This is a genomic window from Bacillus sp. BB51/4, assembly GCF_008368845.1.
GTDB classification, from domain to species: domain Bacteria; phylum Bacillota; class Bacilli; order Bacillales; family Bacillaceae_G; genus Bacillus_A; species Bacillus_A wiedmannii.
This window is the reverse complement of record NZ_QOSC01000018.1, coordinates 79,920-98,778: the sequence shown is the minus strand read 5'-3', so window position 1 is coordinate 98,778 and position 18,859 is coordinate 79,920. Positions and strand designations below refer to the sequence as shown.

Sequence of the window (18,859 nt, the reverse complement as noted above, 5' to 3'; positions counted from 1 at the left end):
TTTTGCTATAGAGTGTATTAGATATTGTAAAAGAGAAAGAGCTAACTCATACGAGCCGGCTCTTTCTTTTATGTATTCATTTTCTATGTTTAATAATTTGGCTGAATATAACCTAATTTTATTCCCTTCGTGACAGCTTCTAAAGAAGAGGAAACGTTTAATTTATCAAATACGTGTTGAATGTGATTGGAAATTGTACGTTCGCTAGCGTATAGCATGGAAGCAATTTCTTTGCGCTTATAGCCATCACATAGTAATTGTAAAATTTGTTTCTCACTATGAGTTAATTCTTCAATTATTTCTGTAGAGGTTGGAAAATGAGATGCGCCTTTATTAATGTCACTTAATATTTGAACCAATACTTCAGGTAAAATATTTTTATTAATAAAACCACTCACACCTAGTTTTTGAGCTTCATACTGGTAAACAGGTAAATCATAACCTGTTAATATAACTATTTTTGTATTACATTTACTATCCAAAATCATTTTAGCTACTTCCAAACCATCTTCACTACTGATATTGCTCAAATTAATATCTAGTAAGATAATATCTGGTTTAAACTGATTGATAATTGTAATGACATTTTCGATATTTTGTAATGAGTGAAAGGCATCTATTTCAGGATAATCTTCTAAGGCTATTTCCAAGCTTTTTGCAAACAAAGCGTGATCATCTATTAATAAAATGTTTATAGGAATCGTCTCCTTTCATCGGAATAAAAATAGTAATGCATAAACCAGAAGGAGTGCTATTTGAAATGGTCATTTCACCATTTAATAAAAGTAGCTGTTCGTTAATTGAATTCAATCCTTTATGACCATTTAGTATGTCTGCGTCGGTAGTTGTTAAACCTATACCATCATCTTTCACAATAAGTTGTATTTCACCATTTTGTTGTGTTAAATGTAAATGTATCTGTGAACAATTTGAATGTTTGAATGCATTCGTTACTAGTTCTTTTAAAATTCGATATACGACAAGCTGATAGGGTTCTACTAAAAACAAGTCGTCATTACACTTAAAGGATATATTAACATGTTTCATTTCATATTTTTTTTGTATCATTTTGAGTAAATTAAGATAATTTTCTTTTAATGTAAGTGTTTTTAATAGAGTTGGATGATACTCTTGCATTTCAATGCGTATTGTATGACTTAAGTTGTCCAGTGTGGCTACAATCATGTCATGAATTTCTTTTTTGTTAGATTTGTTCATCATATTTTTTACAGCCAATATGTCTTGTAGTATTTCATCGTGTAAATAATTAGAAAATCCACTTTTTAATTGTTCTTCTTTCACTATTTGTACTAAGTTATGAACATAAGAACTGTCTGGCAAAGTTTTTAATTCTTTTGTATTCAAATTTGAGATAGTGTTTTTTGTGTCTTGAAATAATAATGTGAAATAAAGCTGAACGAACCAAATAATTGTATGTATAAAAATGAAATAAGTTACCATATTAAATTGAAATAGTACCCCGAGTACACTTATAAAAATAAAAATGCATAAAAACATAAAAGTGATTGCGCCTTTTTTTAAGGGGAAATATTGTTTTATAGACATATGATTTTTAAAAGCTATTGCATGAATACTAAATAGGGGAAACAAAATTATTATGTACCATCCTAAATTATTTACGTATTCGGGACTCTTTCCAAAGAACGTAACATATACGATAAAAGGAACGATAAGAATTGCAGTAGATTTAAGTAAATGCTTTTTTTCACTTTTACAAACAAATTGTATTCGTTTGTAATGTTGCAGGAACAGAAAAATAATACAACTAACACTAATAAGCCATTGAAATGAAAATAGAATGGAAAATATTCTATCGTTTATTAAATATGCGCTTAATGTTAGTAAACATGTAACTTGTAAAATCCAATCCTTTTCTTTTTTATAACTATAAATAGAATCTTGGAAAAAGAATAGGAGTATAAATTGCACGATTTTATATAGAATCAAGACACTCAGTAGTGTACTGAATGTACGAAAAATCTGTTCATCATTTAGTGTAAGTAAAAACTGCCAAGAAGTAAAAAGTAGTAAACTCGAAAACTGTGATAATAGAGTATTGTTTTTTAAATTGATAAAACTAATATATGATCCATAAATGGACATGATCGTTATAAACAGTAAAGGGAGTAATTTTGCGGTTCCTATAATATTGTTCATTGAAAATTCATAGCATAAAAAAATAATCATACAAAGTTGGTTAATTAAAATTAAAATTTGTTTTTGCTCATAGTAGTTTTTCATAAAATCACGAACCTTTGCTAGATTACATATAGATAAAGCTGATGTTTTTTATTTATCATCAGCTTTATTTTTTATTGTTAAATATAATTTTATAACATGCTCTTTTTGTTAACAAATAATAAACGATATATACAACAGTAAAAATAATTACTGCAAAAAGAATAGGTAATATAAAGGCACTGCTTTTCCCTAATAGGTCATCCATTAACGCGGTTTTATAGGCAACTAATGCAAAAATGCTATGTGCTAATCCTAATATGTATGGAATGCTAAACAAGGTGAAAATTTCTTTACCTATTATTCTTTTTATCTTCTTTTTGTTATAACCCATTCTATTTAAAATAATAAATTCGTTTTTATTTGCCATCACACTTGAAAGGTTATGGAAATAGAGAATACTGCCTGTTGCAATAAAGAAGATGATAGTAATAAAACTAATAAGCAAGAACGTTGAGCTATTTTGCTGAATAATATAATCATTTTTTTGGTAACTGCTTGTAAAATACATATTATTTTTAAATAGTGGGGCTAAGTTTTCATAAACAGCTTTATTAGTCCTCATATCTTTCCCATTAAAACTCACTATCGTTTTTTGTGGTAGCTTTAAAGTTTTTATTTCTTTATACAGTTGATCCGAGATAATAAGCGTTCCTACACTATTTGCAAATCCAATGGGATTAAGTAATGTAGTGTCTTTCACTTTAACGTCTATATTAGTTGTAGCGGTTACGTTTAAAGTATATATTTTCCCTTTATCTGGGTTTTCTTTTTCAGGTCGATATTTTACTAGGATGCTTTCATTTTTAGCTAAATGATTAAATTCTACATTTTTATCCTGAACATGTATTAACTCTCTGTAATCGGACTCAGAGATAAGATCAAATCCGTGTTCCTTTTTTATACTATATTCTTTTGGCAAACTCTCAGAATTAGATTTTCCGTTAATTATGGTTGTTTCTGTATAGTTCATACTTTCTTTATCGACAGTGTTTTGTACAGTTTGTAGTGCTTTATTGGCTACTTCTTTATCTTCTAATGGGAATTCAATAGCTGAAGGTACGATACGTTCTGTAGCGGCAACTGGATAGTAAAGTGTCAGTAGAGTAGAACTGAAAATAGCTAAAGTTCCAGCGGTTAATAAGGTTAACAAAATTAATGTTTTTGCTTTTGAACGGATTTTAAATATAAAGTTTGGGATGACGATAATATTGGATTCTTTATAAAACCATATTTTATTTTTCTTCAGCTTTTGAATAGCATATGGTAAAAAAGAATGAATAAAGAAGATTGTTCCTAATATTACATTGAACATTGTTAAGAGAGCAATTGGTGAAAAGCCAATTGTTTTCCACAAGGATTTCATGCCTCGTGTAATATCGATAGCTAAGAAATAGCCAATTAAAATTAAAAATAATCCTAGTAGTGAAAAAGCTGTATTAATTTTCACCTTATTTTCTTCCTTTTGTTCCATACGTACTAAAGTTAGTAAGGAACTTTTTCGAAGGATAATCCAATTTGATAAAGATAAAACAAAAATAACAGCAAAGATAAAAGAAAAGGTGAATAGTACTGCATCAAGGTTAATAAATGGTACTTTAGAAGTATCTATTTGTAATTTTAATATTTTAATTATCGCTCCTACAATCCCTTTATGAGCAATAGCACCAAAAATAATTCCTACAAGTAAGGCAGCAAAGCAAATTATTATATTTTCAAAAGTTAACAGTTTTAGAATCGTTGATTTTCTATATCCTAAAAGGGAGTAAATGCCGAGCTCGTTCATTCTTTTTTTCATAAAAAATGTATTAGAGTATGACATATAGAATAGTACAAATGCCATAACAAAGATCGCCACTGTTTTTGACATTGTTTCTACTCTACCGTCAGACGAAATCTTTTCCATAACAATGTCGTTCATGGAAAAAGAGATAAAGGAGAAAAATACCATCAGTACAAAAGCTACTGAAATAAAATAGAATAAATAGAAGGAGAAGTTATTTTTTAAATTCTTTTTTGCAATTGTAAATAATCCCATAGTTCAATCTTCCTTTCATATTTCTAGTTATATCGATTTTCATCAATTTTAGAGATTTCTTTTAATATTTCTTCAAAAAATTCTTTTCTATTTTGCTTATTTTTCTTTAATTCTTTTATAATGTTCCCGTCTTTGAATATTAAAATTCTACTAGAAAAACTAGCTGCATAGGCATCATGAGTTACCATTAAAATTGTAGTTTGAAGTTCCTCGTTTACTTCTTTTAATTTTTGAAGTAGTTCTGTTGCAGAATTTGAATCTAATGCGCCTGTTGGCTCATCTGCAAATAAAATACTAGGCTGCTTCGCAAGGGCTCTTGCAGCTGCAACTCTTTGTTTTTGTCCACCCGACAGCTGACTAGGATACTTGCCTAATTGCTCAAATATTCCAAAACGCCGTGCTAAACTTTCTATTGTTGATTCAATTTCCTTTGGTGATTTTTTTAACAGAGTAAGGGGAACCGCAATATTTTCCTTTACTGTTAAGCTATTAAGTAAAAAATACTCCTGAAAAATAAAACCTAAATAATCCTTCCTAAAATCAGCAGATTTATTATTGTTAAGCGTTTCGATGTTGACCCCGTTTATAAAAACATCGCCATCTGTAGGTGTGTCGATAGTGGATAAAATATTTAATAAAGTCGTTTTTCCAGATCCAGAGGCCCCCATGATACCTACAAATTCGCCCGCTTTAATATCAAATGACACTTTATTAAGTCCAGGTAATTGGTTTTTGTTATAAATCTTTGTTACATTCCTTGCAGATACTAATGCATTCATTTTATTTACTCCTTTTCATCTATTTATATATAAAGTGTATCTTTTGATATATATAGAAGCATGAGTAAAAAGCGCAACTTTGTATTACGAAATGGTGTAACTGATAATAAAAGGAGAAAATAATTTTGTTTTTCTTTTATGAAGTTGTATAAGTAATAAAAAATGATAGATATATCATGATAGGGATATGAATAAAAGAAGTATGGTCGTTAGCCTGTGAAAAGAGGGAAGTGCAACATAATGGACATAAACGTTGCTTATACATGTAAAGGAAGATGTCATAAAATGAATAAAGACTGCTAATTTTTGTGTACTTTGATTATGTAGAAATAGGGGAGATGACATGAAAGACAATACGCCTAAGAAAATTTTATTTATTCAATCAGGCATTCCTTTTTATTATCCAATGATCGAAGAAGCAATTTTGAATAGTTTACAAAAGGTAAACAGTAATACAATTATGGTGAACCCAGAACGAGCGATAGAAACCGTATTAAAAATGAAACCGGATTTTATTTTGGTACTTGGTGGTTTAAACGAGGGAATTATTAGTGTCATGCCAGTACTAAAGAGTGCAGGTTTTACTACTGGACTTTGGCTGACAGATGATCCGTATTATACGGATGTAACACAACATCTTGTGCCGTACTATGATTACATATTTACGCAAGATTTAAATTGTATCAAGTTTTATAGAGGATTAGGATGTAAGAATGTATTTCATCTTCCGTTAGCAGCAAATCAAGATGTGTTTAAACCTTCTCAGGAAGAAGATACATATAAATATGATCTTAGTTTTATAGGTACAGCATTTGAAAATAGACTTACCTTTGTTGATTCTATTTCAGAGTATTTAGCAGAAAAAAATACAAAAATTGTGGGATTTGGTTGGGAGAAGTTAAAGAATTATGAAAGATTAAAGGATAAAATACAACTCTTGCCACTTGCAAAGTATGAAGATGCGTTACAATTTTACGCCTCTACTAAAATCAATATAAATTTACATCGTTCACCAAGTGATAAGGAATTGAATTGTAATTCTGCAAATATCCAAGCATATTCAGTAAATAATAGGACGTTTGAAATTAATGCCGTAGGTTCTTTTCAATTAACGGATATACGTCCAGATGTAGCAAAGCATTACATACCAGGTGTTGAAATAGAAAGGTTTAATAGTGCACCAGAGTTTATACAAAAAGCGGAGTATTATTTGGAGCATGTACAAGAAAGAAAACAAATAGCAAAAAATGGGCTGGATAGGACTTTGAAAAATCACACATATGATAGACGTATAATACAATTATTAAACTATATTAATTTTATAGGGGTGAAGATGTAGTTTAACCATTAATTTAAATGATAAGCGTTTCGTGCTTTCAACGAGAGTTAACTCTCGCATTCTATAAAAAACATTTACGAAAAGGGATTTGGATAATTTTGTCGAATTCATTTATTCTGAAAAAACAATTTCGCATTCAAACTAATTTATATCTGATAATTAGAGGAGATTAAAATGAATCACTTTTTTGTAGAATTTGGCGAATATGAAGCAAGTGTTTGTGAATGGGGAGATAAAAGTAATCCTCAAATCATTTGTTTTCATGGTTTAGGAAGTACAAAATTAAGTTTTATAGAAATAGCGGAACTTTTAAAAGATAACTATCATATTGTATCGTTTGATCTACCTGGACATGGGAAAACACCAAGTTTTGAGAAGGATGAAGATTACGGTGCATCCCATTTAACAAATTGGGTAGTAGCATTACTTGAACAGATAGGAAAAGAAACATTTCATATATTAGCGCATTCATGGGGAGCAAGCGTTGCGCTTCACTATGCAGCAGAATGTACAGAAAAAGTGAATAAAATGGTTTTGCTAGATGGTGGTTATCATCATGGTGAAATGAATGCAAATTATTTTGCGGAGCTATATAAAGGTGCAAAAGAAGGAGAGTGCCCACCGCGATTATTAGAAGAAGAAATCACCCATTACGAAAAAGATTTTGATGAATATATTTTTGACAGTAAAGAAGCATTCATCCAATCAGAAAAAATGGTTTACAGCAGATGGTCACCATTAATAGAACGTGCGGTTTATGATTTAATGCGAGAAGATAATAAAGTGAAATGGCATGCTACTGGCGATACCGCTAGAGGTGTAATTAAGTTCCAATATACGGTGTATAAAACGTTGAAATTGCATAAAATTAAAAATGATATTTTACTATTGTATTGTGACCTGCCACATAATTATTTAGAAATAAGAGAATTGCAGATTGCAGAATTTAAGAAGCGTATTGATATTACGACTAAGCTTTACACAGATACAGGGCATTTAATGCATTGGGATAGACCGGAAGAGATTGCTGAGGATGTTTTAAATTGGTTCAAATAAAGAAGGTCCGTTGTTCGAATTTGAGCAACGGATTTTCTTGATACGTTACCTGAAAAAGAAACAAGTATCTCTAAACTAGAGGAAAGTAAAAAATAAAGAAAAGAGGTGCCAAAAAGTAACTATTCAGCGACTTTTTGGGACAACCTCTTCTTTTTGTTGTATATTTTCAAGAAAATTTAGAATAAAATAAAAATATAGTCACCTACCTATTATTCAATAATGAAAAGAGGCTAGCGAAATGCAACTGAAGTATGGGAAGCACATTAATATATTATCTATTGTTCTAACGTTGTTCTCTTTTTCTGTAATTGTAAGTTTCTCTACCTGGTTGAGTGGATATTCAATTCCCAACCTTTCTACAATGCTTAAGGTAACAATGTTGAGTGCATTTATTCTTGGAATTATAGGGTTTAGACAAGAGAAAAGCGCACTAGCGATTATAATTATGGGAATATGTGCCTTTGCTCTAGTCGTTCTATATACTTATGCGGTTATAAGTTTTCTTGAGCATTAAACACCAAAAAAAGAAAAGAACAATATATGTTCGTTTCTTTTTTTTGGATGATTATTATAAAATAGCCTTTTCTAATGATTGAGTGCTGAATCCAAGAATTAATTTTTGAATGTTATTTTCATGATCCTTTACAATGATATATGGAACGCCCTGTACGTTAAAGGATTCAAACTCTTCTTTTTCTAATATGGGGTATTAGGGGTACCACCCCATCGCTATCAAGCTAAGATTATGCAATGTCAATTTTAGGCGAGATTGTTTCTTTTTTCTAAAGAGCAAGTGTAGGTGATTAAAAGATTTGCATACGAAATAAACCCTAACGGGTTTCACTTTTTTGAATTAAGCGGCTTGATTATCAGACAGGGTACAATTGTAAACGACACCTAATATATCAAAGACCGTTTTTTTCTCATATCGATGAGACTTCCGCCCGTTTTGCTGTAGGAGATTGAACAGGCGAAGTAACACCTTTGATAGCTCTTGGATGTTTTTTTGTATAGTTTGGAATAGAAGAAGAAAATAGTCTTTAATCATATATATGGCTTTATACTCACTTAGCTCTCGTTTTTTCTTTATGAGGAGCAATTGGCGCATTTGAAACATGACAGAAGAACAGAGTAGAATGGCAATCAATTGACCATATAAATGGCACTCCAATCGTTCTGGTTTTATCTTTTTACAATGATGAATTTGAAAGAATGACTTCCACGTTTTAAATAAAATTTCGATTTGCCAACGCAAAGAATACCAGTCATGTACCTGTCCCATCGGGACAATATCTGTAGAGGTGTTTGTCATATATACATTGATACCACTGAGTCGTTTACTACGAGGAGAATACTTCATTCCTTTCTTTTTTTCTCTTACAGCTTGATCTTGTAATCGTTTTTGTTGCTGTTGTTTTGTTAATCGATGAACAATTACACGAGCTGGCACTTTATCAATCATTCCTACATAAGCATCAGCTATTTCACATGTTTGTCCTGGTTGAAGGGAGTTCATTAACGTCTCCATATCTATCTGTATATACTCTGTACCTTTCTTAACTCTTCCGTCTTGAAAATAATTAGGGTTAGGATTTTTTTGATACATACGTGTATTCGACTTGATACGAGAGATATAGTAGGCCTTATTGTCTTGTATATGTTGAAGATCTTTCAAATGAAAATACCCTAAATCTCGGATACATAAATCATTCGCTGCCACAGTTGGAACACACAGAGTACCGTAGGTTCGATCATGTTGTTTACCTGGACCTGTATGAATATGAAGGAACTGTCCACTTAATAGATCATACTCAAGCTGAATCTTTACCCCCGCTGTATGGCTGCATCCTCCTGCACCTGGATAAACCGATGAAAATACATCCGGGAGTTGAAATGCAGTTGAATCTAAAATACGAATACGCTTGAAAACAGAAGTGTATGGAGAAGAAATCGGCATAGATGCGGCCAATTTTTTGCTTAGTAGTTCGGCTAGTAGGTGTTGTAAAAGTTGGACGGCCGCCTTATTAAATCGTTGATTCAGTCCCTCAGGACTGATGAGTACTGCTGTTGATGCTTCTAAACAGCTAGATAACTGAGTTAAAGAAGTCATAGCTACATTTTGGCTCACCCATACACATAAAGCTACTAAATCTTTTGCTTGGTACTTACTGGTTCGTTGTACAAAACCAACATCTCTAGCAAGATTTTGTAAGGTATTTGGAGATAAAAAACTTTGAATCTCTTGAGCAAATAATTGTAATTCGTCAGACACAGAAACAGACATAAAAAAACGCCATCCTTTCCTATGATTCTACAGAAAGAATAACGTATTTTTTTCATTTTGAGGATATTAAATATAAGTTAATCTGTTATTAATTTTGAATAAATACTTAGATCAATAAACTTTTCATTAGATTTTTCACACATTCTCATTGTCCCTTCGAATGTAAAGTTTAACTTTTGTAATACTTTTATTGAATTGATGTTTTCCGATTCAACTTTTGCTTCTATTCTATTGAATTCTAAAGTACTAAACGCATAATCCATTAAAGAGAGAATGGCTTCTGGCGCATATCCCTTACCCCAAAAAGCTTTACTAATATCGTAACCAATTTCTGCTTTGGCGTTTTTGAAATCAAATGAATTATAACCACAAGAACCGATAATTTCATTTGATTCTAATTCAATTATTGAATAACGAATAGCTCTGTTTTCCCGAGATAACTTATCAAGCATTTCAATCATATCTACCGCTTGGCTTTCATCAGTGAAACTATTGATATTCATAAATTTTGTAACTTCTGGATCAGACCAAATTGTAAACATGCTAGCTGCGTCTGATGCTTTCATTTTTCTTAAAACTAATCTTTCGGTTTGTAGTTCTGTAATCAATATTTTTACCTCCATTATGTTTTTATTTTGGGGTCAAGATATTGATATCTGCGCATAGTTCAGTCCCTTCGTGTTCCAAGATAATATTATTATAAAAGCTATAAAGGATGAAACAATAAATTTCAAAAATTTGGTTATGTCACAATTTATGATCAATGCGTAATAAAGAAAAATGAAACAATTGTATTGTGATTTTTAAACACCTTTAATTTTATTCTTATTTAACGTTCGTTGAGAGCAACTATTTTTTAGTTGCTGTATTTCCCATTGCAATAGAAATTCTATTCCAACTGTTGATTTGATTAATTACCAGAACAAGGTCAACATATTGTTTCTCGTCATAGTGTTCACGTACTCGCTTATATAGGTCTTCAGGAACTCTTTTAGTGGGAATTAGAGTAATATGCTCAGATAGTTCAAAAGCAACTTTCTCTTCAGGTGTATAAAAATCGCATTCATTCCAAGCATTCAAGCAATAAATTCGTTGTTCGGTTTCACCTATCTTACGAGCATCGGATGTATGCATATCCATGCAGAAAGCACAACCGTTAATTTGAGAGACTCTAATCTTTATAAGTTCTCTAGTAATTCGATTAATTGTAGACTTCTTAGTGTACTTCTCCATATCCATCATAATTTTCATGCCATCAGGTGCAACATCATAGTAGGAAATTCTTTGACTCATAAGGCAAGACCTCCTTTGATTTTAAGATATTTATAATTATACCTTCATACGAACGTTCGTGCTAATTTTTTGTTTGTAAGGCATTCGAAATCAAAGAAAATTTCAGTTGTAGACAGTGTAATTAGTTGTTTCATGGTACGTAAATATCGCAAATGAGTAACCGTATTTTCCAAATAAATATTTTCACTTTTTAATTATTTTATTATTACCGTCAGAATAAATTGAATAACTTTATTAATTTTTTAAATGATTTTATTATAAATGAAACAATTTTATTATCACCAAACAACTACATAATTTTGATCAAACTTTATTCGAAAGCTACAGAGTTTTTATCTTCCTATAGTTATTTTTAGGGATTTAGTTAATTTTTTCGTTTTGAAGAACAACTAATTTCTTAGCTTGATAGGCATGGGGTTATTTATCTAGGGATTTTAGTTTCTTTTCAACCTTCAATATTAGGAGGAAAATTAGTACAAACATTAATCCTAAAATAGTAAAGAGTGCATACTCAAATCTTGTAATAATAAAACTTAAAATGCTACCTAATACCCCTATTAAAAGGCCACATATAATTAGCAATTTCCCACTATATGCATTACCTTTTTTCCAAAGAAACGAGTTCTTCATTGAACGACTCGTACGGTAACCATATATCCCATTAATTTCTTTTGGCGGTTTGTAGAGTAATGCCAATCCAGCACAGATGAAAATTACTCCTGTGAGTACACTTATCCCTATATTTACAAGTATTGTTTCCATTTTATCAGCCCCTTTGAAAAATCCAATAAATTACATATTTAGTATATCATAGTTTGTTGGTAATAAATTAGAATTTAGGAAAAGGGGAAATTTAGGGTTCTGGTGCAAAAATGTTAGTTAGGAACATAGAATAGCAATTTCCTCTTCATTTCTATCTTATGAAGCTAAGTAAAACAATTTATGAATACATTCTTTCTGGTTTTGGACAGACTTGTTCAGTAAAACAAGTTGCCCTTTTTTCATCATATGCATGGCTTCAACACCACTCAATATAGAGATTGCTGTTTTAAACGACTTTAATCCTAACATAGAACGAACTCGCCTTTTAATAGGGGGCACCATACATGCCCATCAACTTAAGAATTCAGAATTACCCCAAAACGAAAAATGAGCTTTTTTGTTACAAGTTAGAACAAAATTTTGTTCTGGGGGTACTATAAAATTTTAGCTTGATGGCGATGGGGTACCACCCCATATTAGAAGAAACGGTATTTTGATGCAAAGTTATCGTGCAAGCAAGAGCATTACAGTTCTACCACCAATTCTTTTTTTGATATAATAGATGTGAAGCAGGAAATAGATAGAAAGATACTGCTAGTAATTTATACTTAAATGTAGGGTAACTAACTGTTACGATTTATTTAACCAATTATAACGAAAGTTAATTAAATATATCAGTAAGCCCTGCTAGTCAAGTGATTGGCTAGTAGTGAGGGTTAACTGCGGGTAATCCCTAAAGCTGATTGAACTACAACGTGGCTAGAAATGGCGAGCGTGAATGTTGCGAAAGCAGAAAAAATCAATCAGATGGTGTAAGGTTAAATCCTAAACACTAGAATAATGGGTCTTCCGCATCGAATCATCTAAGTCAAAATGGATAAGATGAACGTTCAACGACTATCTCGCATAACTGACGAGAGTACATCACAAGCCTATGGTGGTGGAAAAATCCTCTATCTCTAAAGAGATAAACATATAGTCTGCGCTCATGTGAAAATATGAGAAGTTCATAAGAGAACTGGCTAAGGAATTGCGCCCTTTGTTGAACGAGATAAATTTGATTGAATTGTATAGATTTAGTTAAGTTTATCGTATCGGAGATTGAACAGAGTTATGGGGACAGAAAAAGAAATTAGTTCCGCTAAATTAATATGGAAGATGACGCGCCCGCATACGTTAACGGCGACGTTTTCTCCTGTAATTTTAGGAACAGTGGCATCACTTTATGTTGCCAAAATTGATTGGCTTTTATTTATTGCGATGATGGTTGCATGTTTAGCATTGCAAATCGCAACGAACTTATTTAATGAGTACTATGATTTCAAACGTGGATTAGATACTGCTGATTCTGTTGGAATTGGTGGTGGAATTGTTCGTCATGGATTGAAACCAAAAAATGTTTTAACAGTTGCACTTTTATTGTATGTACTAGCAGCAATTATTGGAGTTTATATTTGTATGAATAGTAGCTGGTGGTTAGTCGTTATCGGTTTAATTGGGATGGCGGTTGGCTATTTATATACAGGTGGTCCATTACCAATTGCGTACACTCCATTTGGAGAATTAGTTTCTGGATTGTTAATGGGGACATGTTTTGTACTCATCGCTTTCTTTATTCAAACGAATACGATAACAATTGAAAGTGTATTGATTTCTATTCCAATTGGAATTTTAGTAGGTGCAATCAACATGTCGAATAACATCCGAGATATCGAAGAAGATATTAAAGGTGGAAGAAAGACATTAGTAATCCTCCTTGGGAGAGAAAAAGCAATAGTAACACTAGCTGTAGCCTTTTTCATTGCTTATTTATGGATCGCGGTGATTGTATTGATGGGTTATATAAGCCCTTGGGCATTAGTTATGTTCCTAGGTTTGAGAAAGCCAATCTCTGCCATTCAAAGTTTCCAAAAAGGTGCAAAGGATCCAGGGTATATGCGCATCGCAATGAAATCAACAGCGATGACAAATACGATTTTTGGTTTCTTATTATCAGCAGGATTATTAATTAGTTATTTGTTTTAAATAAAAACTATTGTTTCGTGACTAAACCCCGATTTCTCGATTTTAATATAGAGATATTGGGGTTTTATTTTTATAGCGTGTATTTTCCCTTTTAATCAAAAGCAACTTTAAAAACAAATAAAAATATCAAGCATGTGAGCATCAAGAACGGAAGTGCATGGAATATACATCTTTAGCTTGATGGGTATGTGGCGGTACCCCATCGCCATCAACCTAAGAAAACAGGTCACCCCCAAAACGATAAATAGGCTTTTTTCACAATAAAACCTAAAAATTTCGTTTTGGGGGTGTTATAAAACTTTATCTTGATGGAAATGGGGCAGTCCTCCTGGTTTTAAGTTAAAAAAATCCCCGGAAATAAACCTTTTATAAATATGATTATTTTATTTCGAGGGGCTCTTTATAAATCTTAGCTATATATTTTACGAAATCAATGACGGGATAGTGTATGAGTGAACGGTGCTGCGTAAAACGGATCCCTTCTTTTTCCATTTTCGAAATGAGTTGTTCAATTTCCAACTCTTTTTGTTGTATCCTATTATAATTTTGATATACAATGTTTTTCCATTGATAGGAAGAACCGTGAAAAAAATTCTCTCCTTTTACCCTGTGACTAAATATAATTTCTATTTTTTCTCTACGTTGTTTTTCCTTCATATGCGCTTCCGTTGACTGCATGTTTATCGCCTCGTCCCTTTTTGTTGTATACTGTTTTACAAAAATTGGTCTAACTCATCATAGCCAATGTGCATTAAGCTTGTTGGGAATTGTCGTTTAAGGCTATCTCATCAACTGTATTTTTTTCAAGCGCTTAATCTAATATATCGGATTATAATCTTACGTCCAAATAAGTTGATAGTGTATATAAAACACTATCAATCTTTATTATAAAACGATTCTTTATAGGCATGCACCTTTTTACACTCACCAAAATTTACAACATGACGAGTATCTTTATCCATGAATGTTATTCTGTATTTACTGAGGTTAGTTTTTTATTTTGACTAACTAACATATTGTTTGCCTCAATATCTATTTTATAAAAAAGAAAATAGATGTAACGGTCCCTCTTTTGATAAAAAAATCCTATGAAAATATAGCGCTCTTAAAGAGTTTTGTTACAAGTTTGTTATGTTTGATTTAAAAAAAGGAAAGTAATATTTATTTGTAGAAAATTTTTAAGGATAAAAATAAGCTGAATATTCATGGTAAGAAAAGGGGGCGCTTATATGCTAACAAATGATTTAGATTTCCGATTAGAACCACGTTTAAAAGAACTGTATGAACAACATAAAATAAGAGCACAGAAGATAGACTGGGGTTATCATGAGTTTTTACCATGGGATAAGGGAATGGACTTTAAAAGAGTTCCTTGGGATGAAAGTCAAGTTACTCTCCCTTCTGGTGTAATTACGGCCATTGAAACAGCTTTATTAACAGAAGTGAATTTACCATGGTTTACAACGTATTTATCTGCGACTTTTAAAGGTTCCCTTTCTGTTATTACAGACTTTATTCATACTTGGACCTCAGAAGAGGATCAACATTCGAATTTATTAGAGACATATTTACTACTCACTCGAAGTGTAAACCCTAAACGTATACATGAATTAAGAAAATCAGTCGTTGAGTGTGGATTTGAGCCTGATTTTCATACACCAATCGAAGCCATGACGTATACGACGCTACAAGAACTTGCAACAATGGTGTTTTACAATAATGTAGCTAAGGTGGCAAGTAAGCATGATCCAGATCTTGCTACATTATTACGCCGTCTTGCAAAAGATGAAACACTTCATTATGCGTTTTATCGAGACGTTATTCGAACACATTTAGAATTGGAACCAAATTATTGCTACTATATTGCCAATGTGATTAGGAATTTTAAAATGCCAGGTGCCGTCATGCCTGATTTTGAAAATAGAATGGCTGTGATTGCAAAAGAAGCAAACTATGGGCCACTACAATATTTTGATCAAGTACTTGATGTAGTGGTTGAGTATTGGGGGTTAAAAGACTTACGACCAATTGCCCCTCTAGCAGAAAAAGCAAGAATTGAGATTTTGGAGTATCATATAAGATTGAAAAAAATACGGGATCGATTTGGCCGTTTTCAAGGAAAAACTGATCTACGTTAATGAGTAGAGATTTCAGAATATACGCGTGGGAATGCCCTTTTCTTTTATTTGAAATCTAGAACGCTCTCTATTATTTTGCGGCTGTTTTCCTTAATTTAACTTCTGAATAAAAAGTAGTTGACACCAAAAATAAACTCATGATATTATTAAATATTTGATAAAAAATAACGTATGTGTTAAGCTTGAGAAGGTTACCACATATGGAGGTGGGTTATATGTTTCAAATTGGCGATAACATTGTTTATCCAATGCACGGAGCAGGTATAATTGAAGCCATAGAAGAAAAAGAGTTCTCAGGGAAAAAGCAACTTTATTATGTCATAAAAATGTCCATTAGTAATATGCAAATCATGATTCCTAAGGGCAAAATATTGAGTTCGAATATACGCCCAGTTATTGATATACTTACATTAACGCGCATTATACACATTTTTCAGCATGGAGAATCAGGCGAATTAATGCCTTGGAAACAAAGGTATAAAGTAAACACAGATAAAATAAAAACGGGTGAAATACAAGAAGGTGCTGAAGTTATACGTGATTTAATCCGTATAAAGAAGGAAAAAGCACTGAATACAAGCGAAAAAAAATTGTTGGATGATGCATATAAATTTTTGGTCAGTGAGCTAGAATTAATTAAAGGAATCACTGAAAAACAAATAAAAAGTTTCTGTTGAGATTTATTATAAATACTGTATGACATCTCTCGGAAATATCCTGAATTTTCTGGATGTATGTTGATTATTAAAAGGAAAGTATTTCAAAGATATTCAATTTCTTCAACTCACTTTTAGAGTAGATACCTCTTTTGTTACTACTTCAATCTAATCCATTTTTATTTTTAAATTTCTTTTACGAACGTTTGAAGTTTCATCAAATAACTCAATTAAATAGTCACTTGATTTTTACAATCCTGATTCACACTGGCACGGACAAGGAGCCGTAAGGATGAAAGAGAGGTAGGGCTTTCATTGTTTTAGGTAATATACTATCTAAGTCATTATTTCTAGAAGAAAAAACAATCAATCTCACCACTATCTGTAAGAGTGCCTTATATCTACTGAGACGGTGAATAGTAATTGTTTATCTTCTTTACGTAAAATTGATAAACGAACTGGTAACACCATATGGTCAACTACAAAAAATTGGTTTCCAGACCAGGAAACCAATTTAAATTTTATTTACATACCAATAGTAAATTAAGCAGTAAGAAGGAGTACACACATGAAAAAAATGTTAACAAAAGAATTAAGTAATGAATTAAAGAAGCGAGAAGGGATCATCTCTATTACAGTTGAGTCTTATGAAAAAATCGAAGTTGGTGGAATTCGTGTAGATGGACCAGCTATTATTCTAATTAATCAAGAATAGGTAAAAATAGTTGCATACAAGGAGAAAAGGATCGGCCTTTAAGAGAAGGGGGATCCTTTTTGCTTGTTGCAGCTAATATGGGATATACATAAATTTTATCTGATTTGTTGGGATTAAAAGGAAGGAGATGGTCGGGATTATCATGGTGGAGAGCTTAATATTGGTAGGATTTCTTTTTACGTTATATAAATTAGTTGATAAAAAACAAACTAATTATTTGAAACGATAGATTGTTTCCTTTTTAAGGGCTAGATTTATTTGAGAGTGAAATGGATTATTTAAAGGAGGAATTTAGATGGATGCAAGGAAAGAACGCATAAAATACGAGAAGATGTCAAAGAATTATGATCGTATTTATTTAGTTTCGTTTATCCTATTAATTGTACTTGTTTGTAGTAGTGTGATTATCATAGGAGCTACAGGGGGAAAATATGGAGTGTTTTTATTGTTAGCAATTTTACTTAACGCACGTATTACGAAAGAATCTCAAAAAAAGTATGAGTACTATTCTAACAAAGGGCGTATTTAAAATGATACATATCCTGAAAGGAACAACCTAGATGTACATTCAAAATATCCCTATATCATCACCTATTAACTAGTAAAAGTAACTTTATATAAATCATTTTTTAGCAATTTAGGAATAGAAACCGTATCTTATTAAAATGTTATTTCCGTTCATATAATGAATTATCCTTCTAGCATATTTATAAGATTTACATCATATATTAGGAGAAAGAATGCGAGTTAGAAAGGAGTCTTATAGAATGAGTTATTTGGAGGGAAATGACTTTAGTAAACAAAATATGGTAAGTGTGCCTAATCCCTATGTATATCAGACATTACAATCAGTAATTGGTAAACAAGTGGTTATTGAAACTGTAAGAGGAAATATAAGAGGTAAATTAAAGGATCTGAAACCCGATCATTTGCTCATTGAAGATACGGTGCCATATATTGTACGCATTCAACAAATTGTATGGATTATGCCAAAACAATAATCAAATTACATGTAATTTGATTTATAACAGATTAGCGTCATAGAACATCAAATAAAAACACAGGGTTTTATCTCTGTGTTTCTTCAAATTTTCGTTTTTGGATATATGCTTGAGCATGGATAATTTCTTTCTGAAGTTCTTTTAATTCTTTCGTAGATCCAGATTCAATCCTCATGTACGTAGTAACTAGACTAATCATCATATCCATTTTCTCTACTATATTTTGAATGACCTGTTCAGATTGCTCTTTTTTAGGGTGTTGTATTGCTATTAAAGCATTTTCTATATAATTGTTCTTTCGTTGCTGGATATCATAAATAAACTGTTTTGTGTTTGAGTTCATTTGTTATTCCTCCGTTTTGGATATACTTCTATTCTATCATATTTGAATGGAAAATATTAGATTACCCTAAATTCACACCTGTCTCGTACATCTCCTCAAATATACAACCTAATCTCTTAACGTACAGGGGTCCTGCCCCATCGCTATCAAGCTAAGAAAACACAACTCGCC

The 18,859-nt window shown here is 31.7% G+C and carries 19 protein-coding genes and 1 pseudogene; 9 read left to right on the top strand and 11 right to left on the bottom strand.

Annotation, left to right across the window (positions count from 1 at the left end):
* Positions 1-89: 89 nt before the first annotated feature.
* The 4 genes from DN392_RS25035 to DN392_RS25020 all read right to left on the bottom strand — a co-directional run bounded on the left by DN392_RS25035 (position 90) and on the right by DN392_RS25020 (position 5,076).
* Positions 90-695 carry a response regulator transcription factor gene (locus tag DN392_RS25035; RefSeq protein ID WP_116891148.1) on the bottom strand — a complete coding sequence of 202 codons (606 nt, stop codon included), beginning with the start codon at positions 693-695 and terminating at the stop codon, positions 90-92.
* Positions 673-2,262: an ATP-binding protein gene (locus DN392_RS25030; RefSeq protein WP_048566103.1), complete on the bottom strand. Its 1,590-nt coding sequence runs from the start codon at positions 2,260-2,262 to the stop codon at positions 673-675. Before DN392_RS25030 ends, DN392_RS25035 begins: the two co-directional genes overlap by 23 nt.
* 64 nt (positions 2,263-2,326) lie before the next feature.
* Positions 2,327-4,297: an FtsX-like permease family protein gene (locus DN392_RS25025; protein ID WP_048566104.1), complete on the bottom strand. Its 1,971-nt coding sequence runs from the start codon at positions 4,295-4,297 to the stop codon at positions 2,327-2,329.
* Positions 4,298-4,320: 23 nt separating this feature from the next.
* On the bottom strand, positions 4,321-5,076 hold the full coding sequence (locus DN392_RS25020; RefSeq protein WP_048559867.1) for an ABC transporter ATP-binding protein: 756 nt from the start codon (positions 5,074-5,076) through the stop codon (positions 4,321-4,323).
* Between the two features lie 343 nt (positions 5,077-5,419).
* Here DN392_RS25020 and DN392_RS25015 point away from each other — a divergent pair, with 343 nt between their 5' ends.
* The 3 genes from DN392_RS25015 (at position 5,420) to DN392_RS25005 (ending at position 7,985) form a co-directional block, all read left to right on the top strand.
* Entirely contained in the window at positions 5,420-6,415 is a 996-nt protein-coding gene (locus DN392_RS25015; protein WP_071742274.1) for a CgeB family protein, read from the top strand.
* A gap of 174 nt (positions 6,416-6,589) precedes the next feature.
* A complete protein-coding gene (locus DN392_RS25010; RefSeq protein ID WP_048566106.1) occupies positions 6,590-7,471 on the top strand; it encodes an alpha/beta fold hydrolase in 882 nt (293 codons plus the stop codon).
* A gap of 238 nt (positions 7,472-7,709) precedes the next feature.
* Entirely contained in the window at positions 7,710-7,985 is a 276-nt protein-coding gene (locus DN392_RS25005; protein WP_001176332.1) for a hypothetical protein, read from the top strand.
* Between the two features lie 339 nt (positions 7,986-8,324).
* Here the strand turns inward: DN392_RS25005 and DN392_RS25000 are convergent, their stop codons facing one another.
* The 5 genes and pseudogenes from DN392_RS25000 to DN392_RS24980 form a co-directional block, all read right to left on the bottom strand.
* Positions 8,325-9,755 (bottom strand): IS4 family transposase, encoded by a 1,431-nt coding sequence (locus DN392_RS25000; RefSeq protein ID WP_149238111.1) that lies wholly within the window; start codon positions 9,753-9,755, stop codon positions 8,325-8,327.
* A 77-nt stretch (positions 9,756-9,832) separates the two neighbouring features.
* The gene (locus DN392_RS24995; protein WP_088321624.1) at positions 9,833-10,363 is read right to left on the bottom strand and encodes a GNAT family N-acetyltransferase; all 531 of its coding nucleotides are present in this window, start codon (positions 10,361-10,363) and stop codon (positions 9,833-9,835) included.
* Positions 10,364-10,604: 241 nt separating this feature from the next.
* Positions 10,605-11,048 (bottom strand): carboxymuconolactone decarboxylase family protein, encoded by a 444-nt coding sequence (locus tag DN392_RS24990; RefSeq protein WP_064471156.1) that lies wholly within the window; start codon positions 11,046-11,048, stop codon positions 10,605-10,607.
* A gap of 417 nt (positions 11,049-11,465) precedes the next feature.
* A complete protein-coding gene (locus DN392_RS24985) occupies positions 11,466-11,810 on the bottom strand; it encodes an SdpI family protein (protein ID WP_064471157.1) in 345 nt (114 codons plus the stop codon).
* Between the two features lie 156 nt (positions 11,811-11,966).
* Positions 11,967-12,140: pseudogene (locus tag DN392_RS24980) on the bottom strand (IS6 family transposase); the annotation flags it as partial.
* Between the two features lie 783 nt (positions 12,141-12,923).
* Between DN392_RS24980 and menA the strand changes: the two are divergent.
* Positions 12,924-13,835 (top strand): 1,4-dihydroxy-2-naphthoate polyprenyltransferase, encoded by a 912-nt coding sequence (gene menA / locus DN392_RS24975; protein ID WP_000536371.1) that lies wholly within the window; start codon positions 12,924-12,926, stop codon positions 13,833-13,835.
* Positions 13,836-14,213: 378 nt separating this feature from the next.
* On the opposite strand, the gene DN392_RS24970 is transcribed toward menA, so the two are convergent.
* Complete coding sequence (locus DN392_RS24970) at positions 14,214-14,513, bottom strand: hypothetical protein (RefSeq protein ID WP_001191994.1); 300 nt, start codon at positions 14,511-14,513, stop codon at positions 14,214-14,216.
* A gap of 551 nt (positions 14,514-15,064) precedes the next feature.
* On the opposite strand from DN392_RS24970, the gene DN392_RS24965 reads away from it, so the two are divergent.
* The 5 genes from DN392_RS24965 to DN392_RS24945 all read left to right on the top strand — a co-directional run bounded on the left by DN392_RS24965 (position 15,065) and on the right by DN392_RS24945 (position 18,345).
* On the top strand, positions 15,065-15,973 hold the full coding sequence (locus tag DN392_RS24965; RefSeq protein ID WP_000957102.1) for an acyl-ACP desaturase: 909 nt from the start codon (positions 15,065-15,067) through the stop codon (positions 15,971-15,973).
* A gap of 215 nt (positions 15,974-16,188) precedes the next feature.
* Complete coding sequence (locus tag DN392_RS24960; protein WP_000486298.1) at positions 16,189-16,650, top strand: CarD family transcriptional regulator; 462 nt, start codon at positions 16,189-16,191, stop codon at positions 16,648-16,650.
* A 547-nt stretch (positions 16,651-17,197) separates the two neighbouring features.
* Complete coding sequence (locus tag DN392_RS24955) at positions 17,198-17,344, top strand: BC1881 family protein (RefSeq protein ID WP_000738548.1); 147 nt, start codon at positions 17,198-17,200, stop codon at positions 17,342-17,344.
* Positions 17,345-17,639: 295 nt separating this feature from the next.
* Positions 17,640-17,873: a hypothetical protein gene (locus DN392_RS24950; protein WP_000340034.1), complete on the top strand. Its 234-nt coding sequence runs from the start codon at positions 17,640-17,642 to the stop codon at positions 17,871-17,873.
* A gap of 238 nt (positions 17,874-18,111) precedes the next feature.
* A complete protein-coding gene (locus DN392_RS24945; RefSeq protein WP_048566108.1) occupies positions 18,112-18,345 on the top strand; it encodes a YuzF family protein in 234 nt (77 codons plus the stop codon).
* A gap of 67 nt (positions 18,346-18,412) precedes the next feature.
* Here DN392_RS24945 and DN392_RS24940 read toward each other — a convergent pair whose 3' ends face one another.
* Entirely contained in the window at positions 18,413-18,688 is a 276-nt protein-coding gene (locus tag DN392_RS24940) for a hypothetical protein (protein ID WP_001087713.1), read from the bottom strand.
* Positions 18,689-18,859: the final 171 nt, after the last annotated feature.